This window comes from Bradyrhizobium sp. PMVTL-01 (genome assembly GCF_051861855.1).
Taxonomy (GTDB): Bacteria; Pseudomonadota; Alphaproteobacteria; order Rhizobiales; family Xanthobacteraceae; genus Bradyrhizobium.
Genome location: NZ_CP193982.1, coordinates 7,270,453 through 7,294,283, shown reverse-complemented (window position 1 = coordinate 7,294,283; position 23,831 = coordinate 7,270,453). Strand labels below are relative to the sequence as shown.

The window sequence follows — 23,831 nt, the reverse complement described above, 5'->3', positions numbered from 1 at the left end:
TTGCTTCAGCCGCAGGCAGCGGCGTCCGGCATCACCAGGAAGGTGATGCTGGCCGGCGGCAGCTGGAGCCGGCCTGCCGGCGCGTTACGCGCCACGAGGCGCGGCAGATCGTCGTCGGCGGCCAATTGCAGGGGCTTGCCATTCAGCCGGACGGTCGCGCTTTGCAGGCGATCGGCTTGCAGCGTGTAGCGCTCGGCAGGGCCCGCCAAGGTCACGACATGCGGTGCGTTTCGCGAATTGTTGATGAGGAGCACGGTGACTGTGCCTTTTGTCGCGGGGTGACAATGCGCATAGGTGCGCAGGCCGCGCATCGAGGTCGTTGCTGCCTCGAGAACGGTCGTGCCCATCAGGCGCCGCCACAGCAGGGCGGCCCAATAGTTGGGCCGTGGACGAAACGACCGCTCGTCGAGCAGGCCGTAGTCGCTGGCCGCGAGCGTGTTGTGCATCACCACCTGCACGCCGGCTTTTGCCAGGCGGCCGAGCTGGTCGAGATAGCGGAAAGTGTCGAGGAAGGTCGCATCCCAAGGATTGCCGCCGCAGGCGGCATCCGCCGTCTCCGTCAGCCAGATCGGCTTGCCCGGCTCGAACGCGTCGCGCACCGCGCGATAGATGGCGAGTGCCGCACCGGTGCGGGCCAGCCAGCCGTCCGACAGCGCTTGCATCGGATCGTCATGGACGCCGCAGCGGGGCGAGAGTGTGTTGTAGTGATGATAGGAGAAGCGATCGAGGCCTGGTCCCATTGCTGCGAGCAGATCGCGCGTGCGGATGCCGCCCATTGCCGGAGACGGAGAATCGCCGACGGAGCCTGGGCCGAGGATCAACGTCTCCGGGGACGAACGCCGCATCCAGTCGCGGAAGATCCTGAAGTCGCGGCCATACGCGTCCGCGTCATATCCCGGCGGCGCGCCGTTGTTCGCCAGCGTCGGCTCGTTCATGAACTCGGCGGCGGCGATGCGGCCGCCGAATGCGCGTGTGGCATCGATGAGGCGCTGCGCCTGGTCCGGCATCCACACGCCATTTGTGTCGCGGCTGCCGGGACTGACGGCAAAGGACGTCACGATCTCCGCATCGGCCGCCCGGGCGAAATCGACGACGCCGCGCCATTGCGCGCGGCCGAGCGCGGTGTTGAAGCCAGGAGGCGCTGCGGACGGCGCGGTCTCGGTGTCCGCGACATAGGTCGCGTTTGCCCAGGTGCCGCTGATGCGGATATAGGCCGGCGACAGCGCCGCCGCGAGCTTGCGCAGGCGAGGGGTGGCGAGATCGATCGGAGGCCTGTCGCTGTAGCGATCGCGCTGCATTCCGCCTTGCGCGTAAGGTCTCCAGAAGCGCCCGCCCGTCACCTCCACCATCTCGACATTGTAGGACTGGAAGCGCGCGTCGATCGTGCCGATCGCCGTCATGCGCGGCGGCGCGATCGCGGCTTCGCTCGCCCGCGCTGCGCGACCTGTCGCTGCGACGAGCACTGCGACACCGATCATGCTGACGATGCGGACGTTGCCGCATCGTCCAACCGCCAGCCTTGTATGCACGTCCTGACACCTTCTTACGCGCGCGGCCAAAACCAAATGCAGCGGTCTGATCCATTGGCCGCGTTTATATCGCGGTGACTGCCTTCGAGGCGCGCCAGATCGGCGTCGGCATAATCGACGGCCGCGCATCTCGGCTGGTCGCCCTTCACCTGGCCGATCAATCTCGCCGGGCTTCCGGCCGCGACGCTGCCATGCGGCTTCGACCGCGACGGCATGCCGATCGGCCTGCACATCGTCGCGCCATGGCTGGACGAGCCCGCGATCTTCCGCATCGCGGCAGCGTTCAAGCAGGCGCAGCCCTGGGCGAAGTTCCGGCCGTCGATGGCCTTGATCGAGCACGGGCAAAAGCTTAGGGGGCCGGAACCGGACGGCCTCGTCCCGCGGCGAAATTTTTTTTCGGGCCGCCCCCTTGAAATCGATATCGGTTGTTCTAAGTCGTTTTTCGCCGCGAGAGCGGTGTGCCGGGCGCCAGATCGGGTCCGGCGCGGGCGCCGGACTGGTCGTCGGATCTGTCTGATACCCTGTCCGCGCTCCTTCGTATCCATCTTGCTCTTTGGAGGACTTGGTTATGAGGACCAGTTTCGACTTCGCGCCCCTGTGGCGCTCCACCATCGGCTTCGATCATCTGGCCGACCTCGTCGACAGCACGCTGCGCCAGGCGACCGAGGACAACTATCCCCCCTACAACATCGAGCGTTCCGGCGAGGACCACTACCGCATCAGCCTTGCGGTGGCGGGCTTCGGCGCCAGCGACATCACGGTGACGGCCGAGCAGAACGCGCTCACCATCGAGGGCCGGAAGCCCGAGACTGCTGCGCATGAATATCTGTACCAGGGCATCGCCGCGCGTCCGTTCCGGCGCGTGTTCAATCTCGCCGACTATGTCCAGGTGAAGCAGGCCTCGTTCCAGGACGGGCTGCTGATCATCGATCTGGTCCGCGAGGTCCCGGAAGCCATGAAGCCGCGCCGGATCGCAATCACGAACGGCGCTCCTGCGGCATCGCAGATCGAGCAGAAGAAAGCGGCCTGAGCGCTCGATCGATCCAATGCGGAACGCGGCGCGCGGATGCGCGGGCCGCGCTCCCGATGCATGTAGGAGGGAATCATGGCTTTTCGTGATCTCATTCCCTGGTCGAGAAACCAGGATCTTGCGCCGGCGCGCGAGAATTTTGATCCGTTCCTGACGCTTCACCGCGAGATGAACCGTCTGTTCGACGATGTCTTCCGCGGCTTCGGCGGGACCAGCCTGTCGCCGCTGATGGAGGGCCGTTTCGGCTGGCCGAAGGTCGAGCTCGGCGAGACCGACAAGACGCTGACCGTCTCGGCGGAGCTTCCCGGCCTGACGGAGAAGGACGTGCAGGTCGAGATCGCCAATGGCGTCCTGACCGTCCGCGGTGAGAAGAAGGCGGAGCGCAACGGCGAAGGCAGGTACTTCACCGAGCGCTACTACGGCGCCTTCGAGCGGCAGATCCCGCTGGAGGGCGTTGAAGAGGACAAGGCCGAGGCGTCGTTCGCCAACGGCGTGCTGACGGTGTCGCTGCCGAAATCCGAAAAGGCGCGCGAGGGCGTCAAGCGCATCGCGATCAACACCCATTAGCGTCGAGCGCGACGGCGGCGAATGCCGCCGCCGTCTCATCGTCAACAAGCCCGTCCCTTGGAAAGGAGCATGAGGGGAGGTACCATCAATGACCAATGTGAATGCCAATGCCGTTACTCTCGATCCGCTGTTTCATCCCGCCGCCCACTACGACTCGCCTGCCGACGTCCTGAATGCGACAGAACTCTCTGCGCCGGAGAAGCGGATTATTCTGTCGTCCTGGGCGTCCGACATGTACGCGGTCGAGTCTTATCCAGCCTTGCGCGAAATCCCCGGCATGAGCCACACGGTTCGGCTCGCCGATATCCTGGCCTCCTTGCGCAAGCTCGACGGCGACAATGACAATGACGACCCGCCGCGGGGTGGCGGCGTCCCGATGCGGCTGCGGCGGCCCTGGGCCGCCGCAGAGGGGCGAGGTGCATGATGTTCACGCAGACCGTCTTGGGGCTCGTGCTGCTCGGTCAGGCCGCGGCGGCCTGCACCGTTCCGTTCCTGGCCCTGCAGGGCCGGATCGTCGCGGCACGCGACGTAGAGTGAAGCCCCGACTTGTCCGATTTCCCATCCAAGACATAGCGGCAGGTAACGAACATGAATGCTGTGCGTCTGCTCTTGCTGGCGCTGCTGCTGCTGACCCTCCCGGCATCACAGCCTGCCGCAGGCCAAATCCCCGATCTGAAGACCGGCGGCTCGGTGGCGACCCTGGCGCCGCTGGTGCGCCAGGTGACGCCGGCGGTGGTCAACATCTCCGTGCACGGCCGCGTGCGTGAGGACAATCCACTCTATCGCGATCCGCTCTTCCGCGAATTCTTCGACGTTCCCCGGCAGATCGAGAAGGAGGTCAACGCGACCGGCTCCGGCGTGATTGTCGATGCCCAGCGCGGCTACGTGCTGACCAACAATCACGTGGTCGAAGGCACCGCCGCCGTTCAGATCACGACCAAGGACGGCCGGCAGTTTTCCGCCAAGGTGGTCGGGCGTGATCCGCCGACCGATGTTGCCGTGCTCCAGATCCAGAACCCGGCCGGCCTCAGGGCGCTTCCCTTCGGCGACAGCGACGCGCTCGAAGTCGGCGATTTCGTGCTTGCGATCGGAAATCCCTTCGGCCTCGGCCAGACCGTGACATCGGGCCTCGTCAGTGCGCTCGGCCGCACCGGCATCGGCAAGCAGGGTTATGAGGATTTCATCCAGACGGATGCCGCGATCAATCCCGGCAATTCCGGCGGCGCGCTGGTCAGCCTGCGCGGCGAGCTGATCGGCATCAACTCGGCCATCATCTCGCCCGCTGGCGGGAACGTCGGCATCGGCTTTGCTATTCCGGTCAACATGGCGCGCAAGGTGATGGAGCAGATCATCGTGAGCGGCCGCGTCGAGCGGGGCCGTGTCGGCATCTCGCTGAAGGACCCGCATCCGTCGGTCAACAAGGGGTTGATCCAGGGCGCCCTCGTCGCCGATGTCGCCGCGGATTCGCCCGCAGAAAGGGCGGGCTTGCGCAAGGGCGATGTCGTCACCGGAGCCGACGACCGCCCGATCCGCACCGCCGCCCAGCTCCGCAACACGATTGGTCTTGCCCGGGTCGGCGAGGATGTGAGGCTCTCGGTCCTGCGCAACGGTGCGCCGCTCAGCGTCAGCGTGAGAATCGCGCCCGCGAGTGAATCCAGCAGTGCGCTTGCGGGCCCCGAATCGCCTGGTCCGCTAAACCGCACGCAGGGGCTGCCGAAACATCGGTGGTTCAGTCGCCTGCGAAGGTTATGGCCGCGTGGCTTTCCGGCTCACGCCGCGCGGTCGTCCAACTCGCCCTGCAAGTCCCTGATCAATCGCCGCTCGCGCTCGATGCGCTGGCGGTAGAACTCGCGCTCGTGCTCGGTCCTGGCGCTTGCAAGGAGCAGTTCGTAGTGACCGATCACCTTCTCGCTGCCCCGAATGAGCAGCTCCCGGTAGCCGTTCATTGCCCCGCCCTGATCTCGGCCGGCGTATTCGCGCAGCCGAAGGAAACCGGGAAGATCGCCGCGGTCAGGCTATCGAGCGCGCTGCGTTCTTCTGCGACACGTCTTTCGATGAACTGGCGCTCAAGCTCCGACAGCCTGGTCTTCAGGAGACGCCGGTAGCGCTGGATGTTGTTACGGTGTGCACGAATGCGGGCCAAATTCTCATCGAGCATCGTCGTCTCTCCAGACGGTCGCGTTGAGTCCTTCGATTTTTGAGGCCGAGAAAGAGCTTCTCGGTGCGAAAAAATATGCAGCCGGAATTCCGTGTCAAGAGGATTGCGGCGCGTCGTCGACCACCTGTCGCAGGAGTCACGACAGCTCGATCGGTGCGCCGCGGGCGAAATCGCGGCGCTTGCGCAGCGAGCTGACAAGGAGCCATGCGCGTATCTATGCAGCAGACTCTATATTCACCAAAACTTCTCCGGCCATGATTTCTGGATCGCCAAGATCGAGGTCATGCAAGCTTGCTTGAATGAACCCCATCACTTTGGCGTTCGCCGCATTCGCGCTTTCGCGGTCCTCAAATATGGTCACCGCGACACCAACGCCTTCGCCCCCGTCCAACACATAATATGACTTGAAGCCGGGCGACTCCCTCAGGATCTGACCGACGCCGCTCTTCGCGCGGCGGGCAGCATCCGCGACCGAACGAACCTTGGTGTACTTTCGAATGAGTATGAACATCAGGCCACCCTTGCGTCTCGGTTCCTGCTCGACACATCAAAGCATACCGGGCCGGTGCCGGACTAGGCCGTACTTATGAAATGGATCAAAAACGAAGCAATGTCGGACCCGCCGCGCGATGGGTGGACGCAGTCGGGCTTCGGATATTTTTGACCACCTCCGCGATACACGCCAGGAAAGCTCAATCGGGGCGCCGCGGCCGCTGAGGCTCTTTCTTCACCTCTCCCTGCGCTTGTCCGCCGAAGCTAAAGCGAACCGGATGGGGGAGAGGGCGGATCGCCCCCGGCGATGCGAAACATCCTCCGGCGCGATCCGGATGAGGGGGTACAGGTCTATCGACGATCTCGCGTGTGGAGAGAGGCTTGCTCCCGGCCCTCACAGCGTGAGCGAAGCTCCGCGGCCCCACAAGCTGTGCGAGGTAACTCACTGCCGGCGTCGCGCCGTGGTTGCGCTGATCGCTTCGGCTGCGGCCCTCGAATTGCCGGAGTTCCATCGGCGATTGCCCCGTGTTGGGCAACGGACAAACGTCCTCTGGCCATATTTGAGTAAGAGTGATCTCCCCTCGAGGGAGGCGCTCCGATGAAGAAAGCTCTGATCACTGCCGTCGTTCTGTTAGCTGGCGTGCCTGCGGGCGCCGCCGCACAGGAGCGTGCCGGCGCTGCGGCAATCGGAGCCGTGTCAGGCGCCGTGGTGCTGGGGCCGATCGGCGCCGTCGCCGGCGCGCTGGTCGGTTACACCGCCGGACCTGCAATTGCCCGGTCATGGGGCGCGAGAGATTCGCGCTCGGCACGACATCGGCAGCCGCCGCGTCGCGAAGCCAATGGCGCAGCCGGCGCTCCGCCGCGCACGCGCCAGGCGATGAACGCCAGCGGTCAGACGCGAGCCGCCAGCAATTCGCCGGTGCAAGCCGCGCCCGTGGTGCAGCCCGTTCAAGCAGCTCCTGAGGCTCCTGCTGCGCCTGCCGAGACCACGCCGCCGCCCGTTCAGGGGTTCGATTAGGGCCAGGCCCGCCTTCACCTCTCCCGGCTTGCAGCTTGGCGAACGATAATGGCGGGCTTTGCGTTCCGGTCTAGGGCTCGCCGAGGATCTTCTTGGCGGCGCGAAGATGCGGCTTGTCGATCATCTGGCCGTCGAGCCGCAGCGTGCCCGAATTGGGATTGCTCGCGAACGCCGCGATGACCTTCTCAGCCCATGTGCGTTCGGCGTCCGTCGGCGCGAACGCCGCATTGACCACGTCGACATGCTTGGGATGGATCAGCGCCTTCGCCGAAAAACCGTCGCGCCGCGCCGCACGCGTCTCGGCTTCGAGGCCCGCGAGATTGTCGATGTCGGTATAGACCGTGTCGATCGGCGCAACCTCGGCCGCAGCCGCCGCCATCAGGCAGAGATCGCGGGCGAGGCGATAGGGGCTGTGGAACACGCCACCGCTCGCCTTCTCGATGGCGCCGAGCGAGGCGGAGAGATCTTCTGCGCCCCACATCAGGCCGGCGAGGCGAGGCGAGCAGCCCTTGTAGCTGCCGAGCCCGAAGATCGAACTCGCGGTCTCCGTCGCGACGCAGACGATGCGGGTGGCGCCGATCGTGATACCGGCTGCCGCTTCGAGCGCTTCGAGCCAGGTTGCGACCTGCCGCACGTCGTCACCGCCTTGCGATTTCGGCAGCACGACGCCGTCGGGCCTGCCCGGCATCACCGCGGCGAGATCGGCCAGCGTCATGCCGGTGTCGAGCGCGTTGACGCGGACATAGAGCTGGTGCGGACCAGGACGGCTCTTCAGCATCGCCAGCGTCAGCCCGCGCGCCTCCGGCTTCTTCTCGGTGACGACGGAGTCCTCGAGGTCGATGATCAGTGCGTCGGCCTTGCCTTCGCTCGCCTTCTCGAATTTGCGCGGGGAGTCGCCCGGCACGAACAGCATCGAGCGCATCAGACCGGCCTCCTGTGCATCATCGCCATGCGGCGGCATTTTCCGACGATCTCGTCGTTCTGGTTCAGGGCGTGGTGCTCGAACTCGACGATGCCCGCCCTCGGGCGCGATTTGGATTCCCTCACCGAAAGCACTTTCGTCGTCGCCCGCAAGGTGTCGCCATGGAAGACCGGTTTCGGAAAGGTCACGTCGGTCATGCCGAGATTGGCGACGGTTGTCCCCAAGGTCGTATCATAGACCGTCATGCCGATCATGATGCCGAGGGTGTAAAGGCTGTTGAAAATGCGCTGGCCGAACTCGGTCTTTTCGGCGAAATGCGCATCGATGTGCAGCGGCTGCGGGTTGAGCGTCAGCAGGCTGAACATGGTGTTGTCCATTTCCGTGACCGTCCGGGTCAGCGGATGCCTGAACTCCTGGCCGACGGAAAAGTCCTCGAAATAAAGTCCGGCCATCGCGGTTTCCTCCCTGCGAAATAACGGCGCGCTCGCACGTCGCGCCGCATGACCCCATGCATGGTAGACACACTTCGCGGGCAAATTCACGTATCTGCATGCGGTTTTTCGGGCTAAAGAACGCAACGCGAAGGCACGTCCGGGCGCAGCAAGCGGCCACGGCTTTTGCGTGGGGAACGCGGAAAGAGACGGGAGATGGCGCGGTCGCGGCTCCCGAGGAGGAGATCACGACCATGGATTTCGCGCTCACCGATCAGCAGGAAGCCATTCGCGACGCCATCGCCAAGATCTGCGAAGGCTTTCCCGACGCCTATTGGCTGAAGAAGGACCACGACGGCGGCTTCCCGCACGACTTCCACAAGGCGCTGGCGGATGCGGGCTGGCTCGGCATCTGCGTGCCGGAAGAGTATGGCGGCTCCGGGCTCGGCATCACCGAAGCGGCGATCATGATGCGCACCATCGCCGAGTCGGGTGCCGGCATGTCCGGTGCCTCCGCGGTGCACATCAACGTGTTCGGACTGAACCCCGTCGTCGTGTTCGGCACCGAGGAGCAGCGCAGGCGCATGCTGCCGCCGATGGTCGAGGGCCGCGAGAAGGCGTGCTTCGCGGTCACGGAGCCGAACACCGGCCTCAACACCACGCAGCTCAAGACCCGCGCGGTCGCCAAGAACGACCGCTACATCGTCAATGGCCAGAAAGTGTGGATCTCGACCGCGCAGGTCGCGCACAAGATCCTGCTGCTGGCGCGCACCACGCCGCTGGAGGAGGTGCGCTCACCCACCCACGGCCTCAGCCTGTTCTACACCGATTTCGACCGCAACAGGATCAAGGTCCACGAGATCGAGAAGATGGGCCGCAAGATCGTCGATTCCAACGAGCTGTTCTTCGAGGACTTCGAAATCCCGATGGAAGATCGCATCGGCGAGGAGGGCAAAGGCTTCGAGTACATCCTCGAAGGCATGAATCCGGAGCGCATTCTCATCGCGGCCGAGGCGGTCGGTCTCGGCAAGCTCGCGCTGTCGCGCGCGACCGAATACGCCAAGACGCGCGTCGTGTTCAATCGGCCGATCGGCAAGAACCAGGGCATCCAGCATCCGCTCGCGGTGAATTGGGTCGAGCTCGAGGCGGCATGGCTGATGGTGATGTCGGCCGCCTGGCAATACGATAAGGGCATGCCCTGCGGCGCCGCCGCCAATGCGGCGAAGTATCTGGCGGGCGAAGCGGGTTTCTCGGCCTGCGAGCAGGCGGTGATGACCCATGGCGGCTTCGGCTACGCCAAGGAATTCCACGTCGAGCGTTATTTGCGCGAGGTGCTGATCCCGCGCATCGCGCCGGTCAGCCCGCAGCTTGCGCTCAGCTTCATCGCGGAAAAGGTGCTGGGGCTCGCGAAGTCGTACTGAACGACTCTAGTGGCCCAAGCCAAATAGGCGCGCCTATTCAGCGGCGATCCGCTCCATCGCCATGGCGCGAAGCCTGGCGCGCTGGATCTTTACACCGTTGGCACTGTCGGTGACGGGGAAGGCGTCCACCACATAGATCCGCGCCGGCACCTTGTAGCCCGCGAGCCGCTCGCGCAGACGCGCGGTCAGCGTCTCATGCGTTGGCGGCTCCGCTGTCGGGATCACGAAGGCGACGCAGCGCGCCTGGCCCTCGAGGTCGACCGCGACGACCTGGGCGTCGGCCACGCCCGCACAGGATTTGAGCTCGTCCTCGATCTCCCCGGGCGCCACCAGGAAGCCGCCGAGGCGCATCGCATCGCCGGCGCGGGTCTCGTAGACGAAGGATCCGTCGCCGCGCAGCCGGCCGATGTCGCCGGTCCGGAAGAAGCCGTCGGCGGTGATCGCATCGCGTGTCGCATCCGGGTTGTTGAAGTAGCCGAGGAAACGCGAGGGCGCGCTGATCTCGATCTCGCCGGAGACGCCGTGGGCCGCGAGTTCGCCGGTGTCCGTGTCGCGGACGCGGACCTTGGCATGCGAAGACATCGGCCAGCCGCCGCCCTCGATGCGGTCGGCAAAGGCGTCGCTGGCGCGGCCAATCGAGAACAGCGCCTGCACCTCGCTCGAGCCGTAGAGGCCGCACAGCGGCAGGCCGCGAGCCTCGGCCTCTGCGGCGAGTTCGCGCCAGCCGGGCTGGAACGCGGCGAAGCCGCAGACCTGGAGATGCGGAAACGGCCGCGGCGCATCGGTGAGGGCGAGGATGCGCCGGAACATCTCGTCCGAGCCGAACGAGTGGGTGATCTCCTGCTCACTCAGGATTTTGAGGGCCGGCGCGGCCTCGAAAGCGTCGAGCACATGAACTGTCGCACCCGCCGCAATGAAGCCGAGCAGGCTTGTCATGCCGAAGGTGCCGCAGAACGGCAGCATCGCCAGTAGCGAATGACGCTGCGGCGAAAGCTCGAGCGCCGTCGCGACAGAGGCGGCGTGGCTCGCGAGCGTCCGCTGCGAATGCGCCACGAGCTTCGGCCCCTTGGTCGTGCCCGACGTCGTGTAGAGCAGTACGGGCAGGTCGACGTCATCCTCGGACGGCGGAGCCGGCGGGTAGGGCTTCTCGAACGCATCGAACCGCAGGCAGGGCCAGTGCGCCGGCATCGCATCCGCGCCGACCACCGCCAGACTTTGCAGCGCCGGCACCTCGCCCTTGGCAACATCAGCGAGAATGGCGGCAAAATCGATCGACCGGAATGCGGCCTCGACCAGCATCAGTCTGGCGCCCGACACCTTGAGCAGATGCGCGACTTCCGCGCTGCGGTAGCGAGTGTTGACGGCGGCGACGACGGCGCCGAGGCGGGCAGCCGCGAACAGCAGCGCGATCCACTCGATCCGGTTGACCAGCCAGACCGCGACGACGTCGCCCTTGCCGATGCCCTGCGCGGCCAGCCAGGCCGCGGTCTGCTCGATCTTCTGTGAGAAATCCGCGCGCGAGACCGGCAGGCCGTCGAACACGAAGGCGGGATCGGCGGCCGCCTCGATCCGGACCAGCGATTGCAGCGAAGAGTCGTCGGCGCCCATGGCAACCGGAGTAACCCGATCGGGCAAACCTGTCTACTTGATGCCTGTCTACTTGGTGCCGAACATCCGGTCGCCGGCATCGCCCAGCCCCGGCACGATATAGCCGTGGTCGTTGAGACGCTCGTCGATCGCGGCCGTCCAGACCGGCACGTCAGGATGCTCGCTCTGGAACCGGGCGATGCCCTCGGGCGCGGCCAGCAGGCACACGAAGCGGATATCGCGGGCACCGCGGTCCTTGAGCAGGGACGCGCCGGCGCAGGCCGAATTGCCGGTTGCCAGCATCGGGTCCATCAGGATCACGGTGCGGTCGGACAGGTCCTGCGGCGCCTTGAAGTAATACTCCACGGCCTGCAAGGTCTCGGGGTCGCGGTAGAGCCCGATATGGGCGATGCGCGCCGAGGGCATCAGCGCCAGCATGCCGTCGAGGAAGCCGACGCCGGCGCGCAGGATCGGCGCCAGCGTGAGCTTCTTGCCGGCGATCTTCGGCGCCCGCATCGCCGCGATCGGCGTCTCGATCTCGACCAGCTCCAGCGGAAGGTCGCGCGTCACCTCGTAGCCGAGCAGCATCCCGATCTCGTTCAGGATCTCGCGAAAGCTCTTGGTCGAGCGGTCCTTCTCCCGCATCAGGGAGAGCTTGTGCTGGACCAGGGGGTGGGCGACGACATTGACGCTGCTTGTGCTCATGAAACCGCTCTACACGGTTCCGTGAAATTGCGCCAGATCGGCGGGCCTTTTTCCGCGGGATAGGCGGCCTCAGGCCGGCACGCGACCGCGCCTCCGTTGCTTGCCTCATAGGCAGCCATGGTCAATTCACGGTCGATCGCCGCTCGCATGGCATCCCTGGTCCCTGACGCAGGCGCTGCTTTCACGGCGACGGGCTGGCGGGCTGATCGAGGCGGAAGCGAAACGGTGAGGGTTATACCCCGAGCCCGCGCGCCATGAGCGTGATCACGATCATCAGGATCGCGCCCCAGACCAGGCTCAGCGTCATGGTCAAGATCGTCGTGGTGACCGCGTGCTCGAGATTTCCCTTGAGGAACTGCACGCTACTTGTCCGACGCAGCTGGCGCGCCGATGCGCATGCCAGGCAGCAATGCGCCCATCAACGCAACCAGGATGGCGATCTTGAGCTCGATCATGTCGAATGCCCAGTGATCATGCGCGCGAGGAGCCGCTTGGCTGCCTCGGCCAGCGCGATGTTGGCGTCGGGGCGGCGACGCGAGGCCTGAAGGGCAATTGCGGCCATGGCGGCCTCTTCACACATCTGCAAGGTCATGGGGGCCTCCCCGCGGCTCAGCCGTGCATGGGCCAGACATAGATTGCGGTTCTCAGCGCGATCAGCGCGGTGAGCACGCTCCCCATCGAGAGCAGCGTCAGTGCGCCGAGGGCGAAATCTCTGAGCTCAGTCTTGCGCGCTTCGGAGATGCGCGCCGAGCGTTCAGGTCCGAAGGGGCGGTCAAGGCCATGTGTCAGGATCGACATTTTCTCAGTCCTTATCCGGCGCGGCGAGACGGCCGCTCCGATTTGTCTCGTATGATGGCCATCGCTGCGTAGGATTGCGAGGTGACTGCCACAGCTGCGGTATAGGAAAGTCATAAGGGCGCGGGCGGCCGCGCCGGCAGTCCTCTGAAGAGGTTCGGGTCACGTCTCGGTTGCGGCTTGGATCGTGCCGGCTTCGAACGCGCGAGCCCGACGGCGGCGGCGAAGGCGAGTTGCAGCCGCGGCTCCTCGATCTGCTTGCAGAAACAGTCCAGGGTCACTTCCGCGTCCTGCCGCTGGCCGCAGATCGCCGCGCAGAGATGGGAGCTCGTACGCCGGAAGAAGTGCAGCGAGTCCTCGCCGCTGCGCCGGCCGCCGAGACGATCGAGCTCGATCTCGCGCGGCAGCTCGACGATGGTCTCCGGATGTTGCCCGTTCTCGAACAGCGCGTATTTGACGGCCTGGGCGCGGCTGACGAACAGGCCGCCATAGAGGCCGTTCTGCTCCTGCGCGACCCATTGTCCCCGGCGGTTGCGGCCGACGAAGACGATGGTCGAGGGGGAGCTGCACGAGAGAGGTTCGACGAGCTTCATTGACGTATTCCTTCCGATTGACAGCGGTGGCGGGCGGCGAGCCCGCAACCGTCCGATCAATATCTGTTGAGGCGAATATGATTTCGAGTGAGGCGCTGCGGCGATCTCATAGGAAGCTCATAAAGCTTCCCGTTCAGCTCTGTTCGTCGACAAGCTGAACCAGCGCGAACAGCGCGCCGAATGCCGCGCATTCGTCCCAATGATTGAGGACGGCACCAAGCAGCTGCTCACGCCTGAGAACCGCGACGGCGGCGGAGGATGATCGACATCCAGAGCAGGGTGGCGAGGCTGCGGACGAAGCCGATGCTGCCGAACGCTGCAAAGGCTCCGAGCACGACGACGCGCACGGCAAAGCGCGCGATCACCCGCGCCGGGCTCAAAGCCTGCGATGTGTTCGACGATTGCGGCAAGGCGCGAACCTGTCCGGCCGGCTTAGCTGAAGTTCTCGCAGGCAACCGGCTCGTAGAGCAAATCCGGGGCAGGGCGCACAGAGGGAACGCTCGGTCGCGATCTCTCCGTGGCCAACGCCTGCACCTCGATGAACGCCGACAGCAAAGCGAGGGGGAGGTCGGCATGGTGCGCCTCGACCGCCGCGTCCAGCCAGTCCGGCAATTCGCGTTCCCGCGAGAGCGCGCAGTGCCATTCGCCCTCGTCATAGGCGATGCGGCGAACCTGCCACAGCGGCAGCTCGAGCGCCGTCAGCGCCAATGCGGCGTCGGTCCAGGCCTCCGCATCGATCAGGCGCATGACGCGCGCAGTGCGCTCGCTCTGGCCGAGCGAGGGGTAGCGCCGGCAGCCATGCATGATGTCGAGCATCAACGGCCGCGTCATTGCCTGCGCGTGACGAAGGCGCGCGCTGAGCGATACTGGATCGTTGTGACGGAGAGCGGCGGTCATGTCAGGCCTCCTGGAGTTGGCGTCGGTCAGTCGGCCGGCCTCACCAAGATGGCTGGAAGGGTGTTTGAAAACGAGATGGGGATCGGGCGAGAGATATAGGGATTCCATAAATGCACCGTCTCGACGAGGGGCCGATCTTTATGGGATTCCTATAATGTCGCCATAGGGCTCATCTCGAAAACCTATGCGCGCGATGGCACCTCAGCGCAGTGAAAGTTCCGGTCGATGGCCGGTGACATGCATTGCATTGGCGCGGAGCGATCGGCCGGACTCCAGAAGCAGTTATGCCGGATATCGTTGCGCAACGAGGAGAACTCGCCATGATGGACATTTTGATGCTGGGGCTGGGCTTCGTCTTCTTCGCGCTCGCGATCGGCTACACCTACGCCTGCGAACGGCTGTGACGGAGCGGACCATGATCTTCGATTATGCGCTCGCCGGCGCCGTCTCGTTCGGCCTCCTTGTCTACCTCACCTACGCGCTGCTGCGGCCCGAGCGGTTCTGACCCGTGCTGCTGCTTCTCGAATTGCTGCTGGCCGATGCCGTGCTCGTCGCCGGCCTGCTTGCGCTGCTCCTGCCGCTGTTGCGCCGGACACAATGCCTGAAGGGTTAATGCCATGACTGTGATCGGTTGGCTCCAGATCATTCTATACTGTGCCATCATCATCGCGCTGACAAAGCCGCTCGGCGGCTACATGACGCGTGTCTTCAACGGCGAGCGGACATTCCTGTCGCCGGTGCTGCGTCCGATCGAGATCGGCGTCTACCGGATCTCGGGCGTCGACGAGAAGCGCGAGCAGCACTGGCTGACCTATACGGTCGCCATGCTGCTATTCCATGTCGGCGGCTTTCTGATCATTTACGGGTTGATGCGCCTGCAGGCGATGCTGCCGTTCAACCCGGCCGGCCAGTCCGCGGTCGCGGAGGACCTATCCTTCAACACCGCGATCTCCTTCATCACCAACACCAACTGGCAGAACTACGGCGGCGAAAGCACGCTGTCCTATCTCGTGCAGATGGTCGGGCTCACGCATCAGAACTTCCTGTCGGCGGCGACCGGCATCGCGCTCGCGGTCGCCCTGATCCGCGGCTTCTCGCGCGCTTCGGTGCGCACGGTCGGCAATTTCTGGGTCGACGTCACCCGCACTACGCTCTACGTACTGCTGCCGATCTGCGTGGTCTACACGCTGTTCCTGGTCTCCCAAGGCATGCCGCAGACACTCGGCGACTATGTCGAAGCCACAACGCTCGAAGGCGCCAAGCAGACCATCGCGGTCGGCCCGGTCGCCTCGCAGGTTGCGATCAAGATGTTAGGGACCAATGGCGGCGGCTTCTTCAACGCCAACGCCGCGCATCCCTTCGAGAACCCGACCGCGCTGTCGAATTTCATCCAGATGTTGTCGATCTTTACGATCGGCGCCGCACTCACCAACGTGTTCGGCCGCATGGTCGGCAACCAGCGCCAGGGCTGGGCCATCCTCGCCGTGATGGGCGTGCTGTTCGTCGCGGGCGTCGCCGTCACCTATTGGGCGGAAGCGAACGGCACCTCGACGCTCCACGCTCTGGGCCTGACCGGCGGCAACATGGAAGGCAAGGAGGTCCGTTTCGGCATCGTGGCGTCCTCGCTGTTCGCCGTGATCACGACGGCGGCGTCCTGCGGTGCGGTCAACGCCATGCATGACAGCTTCACCGCGCTCGGCGGCATGATCCCGCTGATCAACATGCAGCTCGGGGAGATCATCATCGGCGGCGTCGGCGCCGGTCTCTACGGCATGCTGCTGTTCGTCGTGCTCGCGATCTTCGTCGCCGGCCTGATGGGCGGTCGCACGCCGGAATATGTCGGCAAGAAGATCGAGGCGCGCGAGGTCAAGATGGCGATGCTCGCGATCCTGGTGCTGCCGCTGATGTATCTCGGCTGGACCGCGGTCGGCGTGGTCTATCCGGCGGCGGTGGCCTCGATGGCGAATGCCGGCCCGCACGGCTTCACCGAGGTGCTCTACGCCTTCACCTCGGCGACCGGCAACAACGGCTCGGCTTTCGGAGGCCTCACCGGCAACACCTTGTTCTACAACCTCACGCTCGCATCCGCGATGTTCGTCGGCCGCTTCTTCATGATCGTTCCGGCGATGGCTATTGCGGGCTCGCTCGCGGCCAAGAAGTCGATTCCGCCGTCGGCCGGCACGTTCCCGACCACCGGCGGGCTGTTCGTGGGCCTCGTCGTCGGCGTGATCCTGATCATCGGCGGCCTCACCTTCTTCCCTGCGCTCGCGCTCGGCCCGATTGTCGAGCACCTCGCGATGAACGCCGGCCAAGTGTTCTGAATCTGATTGTTTGGAGTGACCTCCATGGAAACGATGAAACTGCAAAAACGCGCTCCGATGTCGGCGATGCTCGATCCCAGGATCGTGTTCCCCGCGATCCGCGCGTCCTTCACCAAGCTCGACCCGCGGCTGATGGTGAAGAACCCCGTGATGTTCGTGGTCGAGATCGTCGCCGCGCTCACCACCGTGATCTTCCTGCGCGACCTCGTCACGGGTGGAGTGGGTCTCGGCTTCACTTTCCAGATCATCCTCTGGCTCTGGTTCACGGTGCTGTTCGCCAATTTCGCTGAGGCGGTGGCCGAAGGCCGCGGCAAGGCCCAGGCTGAATCGCTGCGCAAGACGCGCACCGAGAGCCAGGCCAAGCTCCTGACCGGCGCAGGCCAGGGCTTCAAGCTGGTCCCGGGCACCAGCCTGAAGGTCGGCGATGTCGTGCTGGTCGAGGCTGGAGATACCATTCCCTCCGACGGCGAGGTGATCGAGGGCGTCGCCTCCGTCAACGAGGCCGCCATCACCGGTGAATCCGCGCCGGTCATCCGTGAATCCGGCGGCGACCGCTCGGCCGTGACAGGCGGCACGCAGGTGCTGTCCGACTGGATCCGCGTCCGCATCACCGCGGCGCAAGGCTCGACCTTCATCGACCGCATGATCAAGCTGGTCGAAGGCGCCGAGCGGCAGAAGACGCCGAACGAGATCGCACTCAACATCCTGCTCGCCGGCCTCACCATCATCTTCGTGTTCGCCACCGTCACCATTCCGAGCTACGCGGCCTATGCCGGCGGCTCGATCTCGGTGATCGTGCTGGTCGCGCTGTTCGTGACGCTGATCCCGACCACCATCGGCGCGCTGCTGTCGGCGATCGGCATCGCCGGCATGGACCGCCTGGTGCGCTTCAACGTGCTGGCGATGTCGGGCCGCGCGGTCGAAGCCGCCGGCGACGTCGACACGCTGCTGCTCGACAAGACCGGCACCATCACGCTCGGCAATCGGCAGGCGACGGCGTTCCGTCCCGTGCGCGGCGTCACCGAGCAGGAGCTGGCGGATGCCGCCCAGCTCGCCTCGCTCGCCGACGAGACCCCGGAAGGCCGCTCCATCGTCGTGCTGGCGAAGGAAAAATACGGCATTCGTGGCCGCGACATGGCCGAGCTCGGCGCAACCTTCGTTCCGTTCACGGCGCAGACCCGCATGAGCGGCGTCGATGCCGGCGGTTCGTCGGTACGCAAGGGCGCGGTCGATGCAATCCTGAACTACATCGGTGGCGGAGCAGCGCAGGCCGTTGCAACGGGTAATGCCGTTCGCGCCATTCAGCCTTCGCTAAACTCGGACACCGCGCGGGAGATCCAGACGATTTCCGACGAGATCGCCAAGGCCGGCGGCACGCCGCTTGCCGTTGCCAAGGATGGCCGCCTGCTCGGCGTCATCCAGCTCAAGGACATCGTCAAGGGCGGCATTCGTGAGCGCTTCGCCGAGCTGCGCCGCATGGGCATCCGCACCATCATGATCACCGGCGACAACCCGATGACGGCGGCCGCGATTGCGGCCGAGGCCGGTGTCGACGACTTCCTGGCGCAGGCCACCCCCGAGGACAAGCTCAAGCTGATCCGCGACGAGCAGGCCAAGGGCAAGCTGGTCGCGATGTGCGGCGACGGCACCAATGACGCCCCCGCGCTCGCCCAGGCCGATGTCGGCGTCGCCATGAACACCGGCACGCAAGCCGCCCGCGAGGCTGGCAACATGGTCGATCTCGACTCCAACCCGACCAAGCTGATCGAGGTGGTCGAGATCGGCAAGCAGCTCCTCATGACGCGCGGTGCGCTGACCACGTTCTCGATCGCCAATGACGTCGCCAAGTACTTTGCGATCATTCCGGCGATGTTCCTGGCGTTCTACCCGCAGCTCAACGTGCTCAACGTCATGAACCTGTCGAGCCCGCAGAGCGCCATCCTGTCGGCGATCATCTTCAACGCACTCATCATCATCGCGCTGATTCCGCTCGCACTGAAGGGCGTCGCCTATCGCGCCGTCGGCGCGGGCGCGCTGCTCCGCCGCAACCTCTTGATCTACGGCCTCGGCGGCATCGTCATTCCCTTCATCGGCATCAAGGCGATCGATCTCGTCGTGACCGCCTTGCACCTGGCTTGAACCCGTCATTGCGAGGAGCGGAGCGACGAAGCAATCCAGACTGCCTCTGCGTCAAAGACCCTGGATTGCTTCGCTTCGCTCGCAATGACGAAATAATTGGAGACCCAACATGCTCAGAGAAATCCGCCCAGCCATCGTCCTCCTGCTGGTGCTCACCGCCATCACGGGCCTCGCCTATCCGCTCGCGATGACCGGCATTGCCGGCGCGATCTTCCCCGCCCAGGCGCAAGGCAGCCTGATCCAGAAGGACGGCAAGGTGATCGGCTCCGCCCTGATCGGGCAGGAGTTCAAGGACGACAAATACTTCCACGGCCGTCCCTCGGCGACGCTGGCGCCGGACCCGAATGATTCGACCAGGACGGTTTCATCGCCCTACAACGCCGCCAATTCGGGCGGCTCCAACCTCGGCCCGACCAGCAAGGCGCTGGCTGACCGGCTGAAGGAGGATGTGGACAAGCTCAAGGGCGAAAATCCGAATGCTTCCGTGCCGGTCGACCTGGTCACCACCTCGGCCAGCGGCCTCGATCCGGATATTTCGCCGGAGGCGGCACAATTCCAGGTGCCGCGGGTCGCGAAGGCGCGGAATCTGCCGGAGGATGCAGTGAAGCAGCTCGTGTCTGACAACGTTCAGGGCCGTCTGTTCGGCTTGCTCGGCGAACCCCGCGTTAACGTGTTGGCGCTGAACCTCGCGCTCGATCGCGCGTCGGCGAAGTAGCGGTCTATGCTCTTGGCATCGGGATGATTATATTGCCGTGATGGTCCGAGAGCGCCGCGATCCCGAACAACGTCCGTCTCCCGAGGCGCTGCTGGAAGCTGCGCGCCGGGAGGAAGGCGCGAGCGGCAAGCTGAAGATCTTCGTCGGCGCCGCGCCCGGCGTCGGCAAGACCTACGAGATGCTGCAGAGCGCCCACGCCAGGCACAAGGCCGGCATCGATGTGGTGGTCGGCTTCGTCGAGACCCACGGCCGCGCCGAGACCGAGGCGCTGCTGCGGGGGCTGGAAGTGATCCCGCGCAAGCGGCTGGATTACCGCGGCCAGACCGTCGAGGAGATGGACCTGGATGCCGTGATCGCGCGGCGGCCGCAAATCGCACTGGTCGACGAGCTCGCGCATACCAATGCGGCGGGCAGCCGCCATCCCAAGCGTTATCTCGACGTCGAGGAGCTGCTGTCCCACGGCATTGACGTCTACACCGCCGTCAACATCCAGCACATCGAGAGCCTGAACGACGTCGTCGCCCAGATCACCCATGTCCGTGTGCGTGAGACCGTGCCGGACTCGATCTTCGACCGCGCCGACGCCATCGAGCTGATCGACCTCACGCCCGACGATCTGATCCAGCGTCTTAAGGAGGGCAAGGTTTATGTCCCCAAGCAGGCCGAGCGGGCTCTGGAGCATTATTTCTCGCCCGGCAATCTGACCGCGCTGCGCGAGCTCGCGTTGCGGCGGACCGCCGAACGGGTCGACGAGCAGCTGCTCAACCACATGCAGGCGAATGCGATCGCCGGCCCCTGGGCCGCCGGCGAGCGCATCCTCGTCTGCGTCAGCGAGGATCCACGCGCGGCTGGCCTCGTGCGCTACACCAGGCGGCTGGCTGATCGGCTGCATGCGCCTTTTACCGCGATCTCGATCGAAACCCGGCGCTCGCTGCAGTTGTCCGACGAGGAGCGCGATCGCCTTGCCGATACGCTGCGGCTCGCCGAATCGCTCGGCGGCGAAGCCCTGACCATTCCAGCCGTCGGCCGCCGCATCGCCGACGACCTCGTCAACTTCGCGCAAGCCAACAATGTCACCCAGATCGTGATCGGCAAGTCAACCCGCTCGCGCTGGTTCGAGATGACGCGCGGGTCTGTCGTGCATGATCTGGTGCGCCGCGCGGGCAATATCAGCGTCCACGTCATTCCGGGCGATGAGCTCGCCGGAGAGGCGCCCAAGACGGCGGTGCAGACCGCGGCGCGATCCGAGCCGTTCGATGCACGTCCCTATCTCAAGGCGCTCGGGATCACGACGCTTGGCCTTGCGGCAGCGATGCTGATCAAGCCGTATTTCGGCGTCGAGAACGTCGACCTGATGTTCCTCACCGCGGTGGTGGCCGTTGCCGTGCGCTACGGGCTGTGGCCGTCGCTGCTGGCGAGCATCGCGGCGTCGCTGGCCTACAACTTCTTCTTCCTGCCGCCGGTCTACACGTTCACCATCACCGATCCGACCAATGTTGCGGCGTTCTTCTTCTTCATGCTGATTGCGTTCGTGGTGTCGAACGTCGCGGGACGCGTGCGCACGCAAGCCGATACCGCGATCGGCCGCATCAGGACCACCGAACAGCTCTATGCCTTTAGCCGCAAGCTCGCCGGTACCGCCACCCTCGACGACGTGTTGTGGGCGAGCGCCTACCAGATCGCGCTGATGCTGAAGGTCCGTGTGGTGCTGCTGCTGCCGGAGGACGGCCTGCTCACGGTCAAATCCGGCTATCCGCCGGAGGACCAGCTCGACCAGGCCGACCTCGCCGCCGCCAACTGGGCCTGGAGCAACGATCGCTCGGCCGGCCGCGGCTCGGACACGCTGCCCGGCGCAAAACGGTTGTTCCTGCCGATGCGCACCGGGCGCGGCCCGATCGGCGTCATCGGCATCGACAACGACCGCACCGGCCCGCTGCTGACGCCGGACCAGCGCCGCCTGCTGGACGCGCTGGTGGACCAGGGCGCGCTCGCGATCGAGCGCGTGCTGCTGGTCGAGGACATGGATCGCGTCAAGCGCACCGTCGAATCCGAGCGGCTGCGCTCGGCGCTCTTGACCTCGATCTCGCATGATTTGAAAACGCCGCTCGCCTCCGTGCTGGGCGCGGCCTCGACCATGCGCGATCTCGCCGGAGCCTTGTCCGACACCGAGAAGCGCGATCTGCTCGCCACCGTGATCGACGAGTCCGAGCGGCTCAACCGCTTCATTGCCAACCTCCTCGACATGACCAAGCTCGAGTCCGGCGCCATCGTGCCCAACACCGCATTGCACGACCTCGGCGAGATCATCGGCAGCGCGCTGCGCCGTGCCAGCAAGATCCTGACCGCGCACAAGGTCGAGCTGGTGCTGGCCGCCGATCTGCCGATGCTGCAGCTGGACGCCGTGCTGTTCGAGCAGGTGCTGTTCAACCTGCTCGACAATGCGGCGAAATATTCGTCGCCCGACACCACCGTCTCGATCCGGAGCCGGCGCGAGCGCGATCAGGTAGTGCTGGAGGTTGTCGACGAAGGTGACGGCATTCCGCCTGACGAGCTCGAAAGCGTGTTCGACAAGTTCTATCGGGTGCAGAAGGGCGACCATGTCCGTCCCGGCACTGGCCTCGGGCTCGCGATCTCTCGCGGCTTCGTCGAGGCCATGCGCGGCACGATTTCGGCCGCCAACCGCAACGACCGGAGCGGCGCGATCCTCACTATCCGTCTGCCGGTTCCGGCGCAGACCCACGCATTGGATACCGCCGCATGAGTGCCGCCGCGATCAAGGTCCTGGTCATCGACGACGAGCCGCCGATCCGCAAATTGCTGCGGATGGGGCTGACCACGCAGGGCTATGAGATCCTGGAAGCACCGAACGGCAAGACCGCGCTCGAGAAGCTCGCTGAAGGGCCAGCGCTGATCATTCTCGATCTCGGCCTGCCCGACATCCAGGGCCATGAGCTGCTCCGCACCATCCGGGCCCGCAACGAGGCCGTGCCGATCGTGGTGCTGTCGAGCCGGGGCGACGAGGCCGGCAAAGTGCAGGCGCTCGATCTCGGCGCCGACGACTACCTGACCAAGCCGTTCGGCATGGACGAGCTGCTGGCGCGCCTGCGCGCCGCGCTGCGGCACCAGCTCCAGGTCCAGGGCGAGAGGCCGGTGTTCCGCACCGGCGACCTCTCGGTCGATCTCGTGCGTCGCATCGTCAAGGTCGGCGAGCGCGACGTGAAGCTGTCGCCGAAGGAATATGACCTGCTACGCGTGCTGGTGCAGCACGCCGGCAAGGTGCTGACACACAGATTCCTGCTCAAGGAGCTCTGGGACGAGCTGACCGATGCGCAATATTTGCGCGTCTATGTCCGCCAGCTCCGGCAGAAGATCGAAGCCGATCCGGAGCGTCCGCAATATGTCCTGACCGAGACGGGGATCGGCTACCGGCTGAAGGCGGGGGATTAGGCTCGTTCGTCCCCACGACTGGAGCTGTGGCCGGAGGTCGTACCCACATCGTCATTGCGAGCGCAGCGAAGCAATCCAGAGGCTCTCCGTGGAAGGATCCTGGATTTGCTTCGCGGCGCTCGCAATGACGCAGGAAATCACCCCGCCTTCCGATGCCTCGCGGCTGCCCGGTGCGTCTTCCGCGCACTGCGCTGCCGCCCCGTCGCGCGGCGCGCATGCGACTTCGCCGACGTTTTCCCGCCGCGCCCCTTCAGGCTCTGCTTCAAGGCATCCATCAGGCTGACGACGTTGCTCGGACGCTCCTCGGGCTCCGGCAATTCGATCTTCTTGCCGCTGGCCTTGCGTTTCACCAGCGCCTTCAGCGCGTTCTCATACTCGTCCTTGAATTCGCCGGGATCGAAATGCGCGGCCTTGGTGTGCAGGATGTGACCGGCGAGCTCGACCATGTCCTTGGTGATCTTCGGGCTCTTGATGTCGTCGAAGAACTGGTCCTCGTCGCGCAGCTCGTAAGGAAATCGCAGCGTGGTGCCGAGCAGGCCCTTGCCGAGCGGCTTGATCGCGATGATGTGCTCGCGGTTGGTGAGCACGATCTTGGCCAGCGCCACGCGATCCTGGTCCTTCATGGCATCGCGGATCACCGCGAATGCGTCGACCGCGGCCTTGCCGTCGGGCGCGATGTAATAGGGATGGTTGAGATAGCGCTGGTCGATCTCCTCGCTCGGCACAAAGCTCTCGATGTCGATGGTGTGGTTGCTCTCGATCTGCACCGCCTCCAGTTCCTCGGGTTCGATCTCGACATATTTGCCCTTGCGCAGCTCGTAGCCGCGCCCCTTCTGATCGCTCTCGACGACGTCGCCGGTCTCGGCATCGACCATCTGTTGCTTGAGACGATTGCCGGTCTCGCGGTTGATCATGTGAAACCGGGTCTTCTCGGCGGCCGTCGTCGCGGGATAGAGCACGACGGGGCAACTGACCAGCGACAGCTTCAGCGTTCCCTTCCAATAGGCGCGGGGGGCCATTCCATTCTCCAACGTTTTCCGGACGTTTTGGAACTCCAACCTCGC

Annotated in this window: 24 protein-coding genes and 3 pseudogenes; 13 read left to right on the top strand and 14 right to left on the bottom strand. The window is 65.2% G+C overall.

The window, feature by feature from the left end; translation table 11 throughout:
* Positions 1 to 5: 5 nt before the first annotated feature.
* Positions 6 to 1,529 carry a hypothetical protein gene (locus ACRQ5Q_RS35135; RefSeq protein ID WP_439394488.1) on the bottom strand — a complete coding sequence of 508 codons (1,524 nt, stop codon included), beginning with the start codon at positions 1,527 to 1,529 and terminating at the stop codon, positions 6 to 8.
* Between the two features lie 156 nt (positions 1,530 to 1,685).
* Between ACRQ5Q_RS35135 and ACRQ5Q_RS35130 the strand changes: the two are divergent.
* From ACRQ5Q_RS35130 to ACRQ5Q_RS35110, 5 genes and pseudogenes are all read left to right on the top strand, one after another.
* A pseudogene (locus ACRQ5Q_RS35130) lies at positions 1,686 to 1,730 on the top strand (hypothetical protein); the annotation flags it as partial.
* A 367-nt stretch (positions 1,731 to 2,097) separates the two neighbouring features.
* Positions 2,098 to 2,559 carry an Hsp20 family protein gene (locus ACRQ5Q_RS35125; protein WP_439370190.1) on the top strand — a complete coding sequence of 154 codons (462 nt, stop codon included), beginning with the start codon at positions 2,098 to 2,100 and terminating at the stop codon, positions 2,557 to 2,559.
* Between the two features lie 75 nt (positions 2,560 to 2,634).
* Entirely contained in the window at positions 2,635 to 3,126 is a 492-nt protein-coding gene (locus tag ACRQ5Q_RS35120) for an Hsp20/alpha crystallin family protein (protein WP_439394487.1), read from the top strand.
* An 88-nt stretch (positions 3,127 to 3,214) separates the two neighbouring features.
* A complete protein-coding gene (locus ACRQ5Q_RS35115; RefSeq protein ID WP_439370188.1) occupies positions 3,215 to 3,550 on the top strand; it encodes a hypothetical protein in 336 nt (111 codons plus the stop codon).
* A 164-nt stretch (positions 3,551 to 3,714) separates the two neighbouring features.
* Positions 3,715 to 4,971 (top strand): trypsin-like peptidase domain-containing protein, encoded by a 1,257-nt coding sequence (locus ACRQ5Q_RS35110; RefSeq protein ID WP_439394485.1) that lies wholly within the window; start codon positions 3,715 to 3,717, stop codon positions 4,969 to 4,971.
* Positions 4,972 to 5,068: 97 nt separating this feature from the next.
* Here ACRQ5Q_RS35110 and ACRQ5Q_RS35105 read toward each other — a convergent pair whose 3' ends face one another.
* Together ACRQ5Q_RS35105 and ACRQ5Q_RS35100 are read right to left on the bottom strand one after the other, a co-directional pair.
* On the bottom strand, positions 5,069 to 5,284 hold the full coding sequence (locus ACRQ5Q_RS35105) for a hypothetical protein (RefSeq protein ID WP_439394484.1): 216 nt from the start codon (positions 5,282 to 5,284) through the stop codon (positions 5,069 to 5,071).
* Positions 5,285 to 5,498: 214 nt separating this feature from the next.
* A complete protein-coding gene (locus tag ACRQ5Q_RS35100; RefSeq protein WP_439370184.1) occupies positions 5,499 to 5,795 on the bottom strand; it encodes a hypothetical protein in 297 nt (98 codons plus the stop codon).
* 579 nt (positions 5,796 to 6,374) lie between these two features.
* Between ACRQ5Q_RS35100 and ACRQ5Q_RS35095 the strand changes: the two genes are divergently transcribed.
* A complete protein-coding gene (locus ACRQ5Q_RS35095; protein ID WP_439370183.1) occupies positions 6,375 to 6,794 on the top strand; it encodes a hypothetical protein in 420 nt (139 codons plus the stop codon).
* A gap of 70 nt (positions 6,795 to 6,864) precedes the next feature.
* On the opposite strand, the gene ACRQ5Q_RS35090 is transcribed toward ACRQ5Q_RS35095, so the two are convergent.
* Both ACRQ5Q_RS35090 and ACRQ5Q_RS35085 read right to left on the bottom strand, forming a co-directional pair.
* Positions 6,865 to 7,716 (bottom strand): HpcH/HpaI aldolase/citrate lyase family protein, encoded by an 852-nt coding sequence (locus ACRQ5Q_RS35090; protein ID WP_439394483.1) that lies wholly within the window; start codon positions 7,714 to 7,716, stop codon positions 6,865 to 6,867.
* On the bottom strand, positions 7,716 to 8,252 hold the full coding sequence (locus ACRQ5Q_RS35085; protein ID WP_439394482.1) for a MaoC family dehydratase: 537 nt from the start codon (positions 8,250 to 8,252) through the stop codon (positions 7,716 to 7,718). The genes ACRQ5Q_RS35090 and ACRQ5Q_RS35085 overlap by 1 nt, the downstream gene beginning before the upstream one ends.
* A gap of 149 nt (positions 8,253 to 8,401) precedes the next feature.
* Between ACRQ5Q_RS35085 and ACRQ5Q_RS35080 the strand changes: the two genes are divergently transcribed.
* The gene (locus ACRQ5Q_RS35080; protein ID WP_060735112.1) at positions 8,402 to 9,568 is read left to right on the top strand and encodes an acyl-CoA dehydrogenase family protein; all 1,167 of its coding nucleotides are present in this window, start codon (positions 8,402 to 8,404) and stop codon (positions 9,566 to 9,568) included.
* Positions 9,569 to 9,601: 33 nt separating this feature from the next.
* Here the strand turns inward: ACRQ5Q_RS35080 and ACRQ5Q_RS35075 are convergent, their stop codons facing one another.
* The 8 genes and pseudogenes from ACRQ5Q_RS35075 to ACRQ5Q_RS35040 all read right to left on the bottom strand — a co-directional run bounded on the left by ACRQ5Q_RS35075 (position 9,602) and on the right by ACRQ5Q_RS35040 (position 14,145).
* Positions 9,602 to 11,176, bottom strand: a complete 1,575-nt coding sequence (locus ACRQ5Q_RS35075; RefSeq protein WP_439394480.1) for an AMP-binding protein — start codon at positions 11,174 to 11,176, stop codon at positions 9,602 to 9,604.
* A gap of 48 nt (positions 11,177 to 11,224) precedes the next feature.
* Positions 11,225 to 11,860 (bottom strand): uracil phosphoribosyltransferase, encoded by a 636-nt coding sequence (upp, locus tag ACRQ5Q_RS35070; RefSeq protein WP_080134128.1) that lies wholly within the window; start codon positions 11,858 to 11,860, stop codon positions 11,225 to 11,227.
* 232 nt (positions 11,861 to 12,092) lie between these two features.
* Entirely contained in the window at positions 12,093 to 12,221 is a 129-nt protein-coding gene (locus ACRQ5Q_RS35065; protein ID WP_439370179.1) for a hypothetical protein, read from the bottom strand.
* Between the two features lie 90 nt (positions 12,222 to 12,311).
* The gene (locus ACRQ5Q_RS35060; protein WP_439394479.1) at positions 12,312 to 12,452 is read right to left on the bottom strand and encodes a hypothetical protein; all 141 of its coding nucleotides are present in this window, start codon (positions 12,450 to 12,452) and stop codon (positions 12,312 to 12,314) included.
* Positions 12,453 to 12,469: 17 nt separating this feature from the next.
* The gene (locus ACRQ5Q_RS35055) at positions 12,470 to 12,658 is read right to left on the bottom strand and encodes a hypothetical protein (RefSeq protein WP_439370178.1); all 189 of its coding nucleotides are present in this window, start codon (positions 12,656 to 12,658) and stop codon (positions 12,470 to 12,472) included.
* A 380-nt stretch (positions 12,659 to 13,038) separates the two neighbouring features.
* A pseudogene (locus ACRQ5Q_RS35050) lies at positions 13,039 to 13,248 on the bottom strand (hypothetical protein); the annotation flags it as partial.
* A gap of 133 nt (positions 13,249 to 13,381) precedes the next feature.
* Positions 13,382 to 13,658: pseudogene (locus ACRQ5Q_RS35045) on the bottom strand (hypothetical protein).
* A 22-nt stretch (positions 13,659 to 13,680) separates the two neighbouring features.
* Positions 13,681 to 14,145: a hypothetical protein gene (locus ACRQ5Q_RS35040; RefSeq protein WP_439394477.1), complete on the bottom strand. Its 465-nt coding sequence runs from the start codon at positions 14,143 to 14,145 to the stop codon at positions 13,681 to 13,683.
* A gap of 415 nt (positions 14,146 to 14,560) precedes the next feature.
* Between ACRQ5Q_RS35040 and ACRQ5Q_RS35035 the strand changes: the two genes are divergently transcribed.
* From ACRQ5Q_RS35035 to ACRQ5Q_RS35010, 6 genes are all read left to right on the top strand, one after another.
* Positions 14,561 to 14,650, top strand: a complete 90-nt coding sequence (locus ACRQ5Q_RS35035; RefSeq protein WP_018641117.1) for a K(+)-transporting ATPase subunit F — start codon at positions 14,561 to 14,563, stop codon at positions 14,648 to 14,650.
* Positions 14,651 to 14,762: 112 nt separating this feature from the next.
* Positions 14,763 to 16,466 carry a potassium-transporting ATPase subunit KdpA gene (kdpA, locus tag ACRQ5Q_RS35030; protein WP_439394475.1) on the top strand — a complete coding sequence of 568 codons (1,704 nt, stop codon included), beginning with the start codon at positions 14,763 to 14,765 and terminating at the stop codon, positions 16,464 to 16,466.
* A 24-nt stretch (positions 16,467 to 16,490) separates the two neighbouring features.
* The gene (kdpB, locus tag ACRQ5Q_RS35025; protein ID WP_439394474.1) at positions 16,491 to 18,605 is read left to right on the top strand and encodes a potassium-transporting ATPase subunit KdpB; all 2,115 of its coding nucleotides are present in this window, start codon (positions 16,491 to 16,493) and stop codon (positions 18,603 to 18,605) included.
* A 109-nt stretch (positions 18,606 to 18,714) separates the two neighbouring features.
* A complete protein-coding gene (locus tag ACRQ5Q_RS35020; protein WP_439370170.1) occupies positions 18,715 to 19,320 on the top strand; it encodes a K(+)-transporting ATPase subunit C in 606 nt (201 codons plus the stop codon).
* Positions 19,321 to 19,360: 40 nt separating this feature from the next.
* Positions 19,361 to 22,081 carry a DUF4118 domain-containing protein gene (locus ACRQ5Q_RS35015; protein WP_439375679.1) on the top strand — a complete coding sequence of 907 codons (2,721 nt, stop codon included), beginning with the start codon at positions 19,361 to 19,363 and terminating at the stop codon, positions 22,079 to 22,081.
* A complete protein-coding gene (locus ACRQ5Q_RS35010) occupies positions 22,078 to 22,767 on the top strand; it encodes a response regulator (protein ID WP_439394472.1) in 690 nt (229 codons plus the stop codon). The genes ACRQ5Q_RS35015 and ACRQ5Q_RS35010 overlap by 4 nt, the downstream gene beginning before the upstream one ends.
* Before the next feature lie 137 nt (positions 22,768 to 22,904).
* Here ACRQ5Q_RS35010 and ACRQ5Q_RS35005 read toward each other — a convergent pair whose 3' ends face one another.
* A complete protein-coding gene (locus ACRQ5Q_RS35005; RefSeq protein WP_439394470.1) occupies positions 22,905 to 23,786 on the bottom strand; it encodes a Ku protein in 882 nt (293 codons plus the stop codon).
* Between the last annotated feature and the right edge of the window lie 45 nt (positions 23,787 to 23,831).

Bases quoted from the DNA above. Each gene is read 5' to 3' on its own strand.
- ACRQ5Q_RS35125 (WP_439370190.1), top strand. From the start codon at position 2,098: ATGAGGACCAGTTTCGACTTCGCGCCCCTGTGGCGCTCCACCATCGGC.
- ACRQ5Q_RS35120 (WP_439394487.1), top strand. From the start codon at position 2,635: ATGGCTTTTCGTGATCTCATTCCCTGGTCGAGAAACCAGGATCTTGCG.
- ACRQ5Q_RS35115 (WP_439370188.1), top strand. From the start codon at position 3,215: ATGACCAATGTGAATGCCAATGCCGTTACTCTCGATCCGCTGTTTCAT.
- ACRQ5Q_RS35110 (WP_439394485.1), top strand. From the start codon at position 3,715: ATGAATGCTGTGCGTCTGCTCTTGCTGGCGCTGCTGCTGCTGACCCTC.
- ACRQ5Q_RS35105 (WP_439394484.1), bottom strand. From the start codon at position 5,284: ATGCTCGATGAGAATTTGGCCCGCATTCGTGCACACCGTAACAACATC.
- ACRQ5Q_RS35100 (WP_439370184.1), bottom strand. From the start codon at position 5,795: ATGTTCATACTCATTCGAAAGTACACCAAGGTTCGTTCGGTCGCGGAT.
- ACRQ5Q_RS35095 (WP_439370183.1), top strand. From the start codon at position 6,375: ATGAAGAAAGCTCTGATCACTGCCGTCGTTCTGTTAGCTGGCGTGCCT.
- ACRQ5Q_RS35090 (WP_439394483.1), bottom strand. From the start codon at position 7,716: ATGCGCTCGATGCTGTTCGTGCCGGGCGACTCCCCGCGCAAATTCGAG.
- ACRQ5Q_RS35080 (WP_060735112.1), top strand. From the start codon at position 8,402: ATGGATTTCGCGCTCACCGATCAGCAGGAAGCCATTCGCGACGCCATC.
- ACRQ5Q_RS35075 (WP_439394480.1), bottom strand. From the start codon at position 11,176: ATGGGCGCCGACGACTCTTCGCTGCAATCGCTGGTCCGGATCGAGGCG.
- upp (WP_080134128.1), bottom strand. From the start codon at position 11,860: ATGAGCACAAGCAGCGTCAATGTCGTCGCCCACCCCCTGGTCCAGCAC.
- ACRQ5Q_RS35060 (WP_439394479.1), bottom strand. From the start codon at position 12,452: ATGACCTTGCAGATGTGTGAAGAGGCCGCCATGGCCGCAATTGCCCTT.
- ACRQ5Q_RS35055 (WP_439370178.1), bottom strand. From the start codon at position 12,658: ATGTCGATCCTGACACATGGCCTTGACCGCCCCTTCGGACCTGAACGC.
- ACRQ5Q_RS35040 (WP_439394477.1), bottom strand. From the start codon at position 14,145: ATGACCGCCGCTCTCCGTCACAACGATCCAGTATCGCTCAGCGCGCGC.
- ACRQ5Q_RS35035 (WP_018641117.1), top strand. From the start codon at position 14,561: ATGATCTTCGATTATGCGCTCGCCGGCGCCGTCTCGTTCGGCCTCCTT.
- kdpA (WP_439394475.1), top strand. From the start codon at position 14,763: ATGACTGTGATCGGTTGGCTCCAGATCATTCTATACTGTGCCATCATC.
- kdpB (WP_439394474.1), top strand. From the start codon at position 16,491: ATGGAAACGATGAAACTGCAAAAACGCGCTCCGATGTCGGCGATGCTC.
- ACRQ5Q_RS35020 (WP_439370170.1), top strand. From the start codon at position 18,715: ATGCTCAGAGAAATCCGCCCAGCCATCGTCCTCCTGCTGGTGCTCACC.
- ACRQ5Q_RS35015 (WP_439375679.1), top strand. From the start codon at position 19,361: ATGGTCCGAGAGCGCCGCGATCCCGAACAACGTCCGTCTCCCGAGGCG.
- ACRQ5Q_RS35010 (WP_439394472.1), top strand. From the start codon at position 22,078: ATGAGTGCCGCCGCGATCAAGGTCCTGGTCATCGACGACGAGCCGCCG.
- ACRQ5Q_RS35005 (WP_439394470.1), bottom strand. From the start codon at position 23,786: ATGGCCCCCCGCGCCTATTGGAAGGGAACGCTGAAGCTGTCGCTGGTC.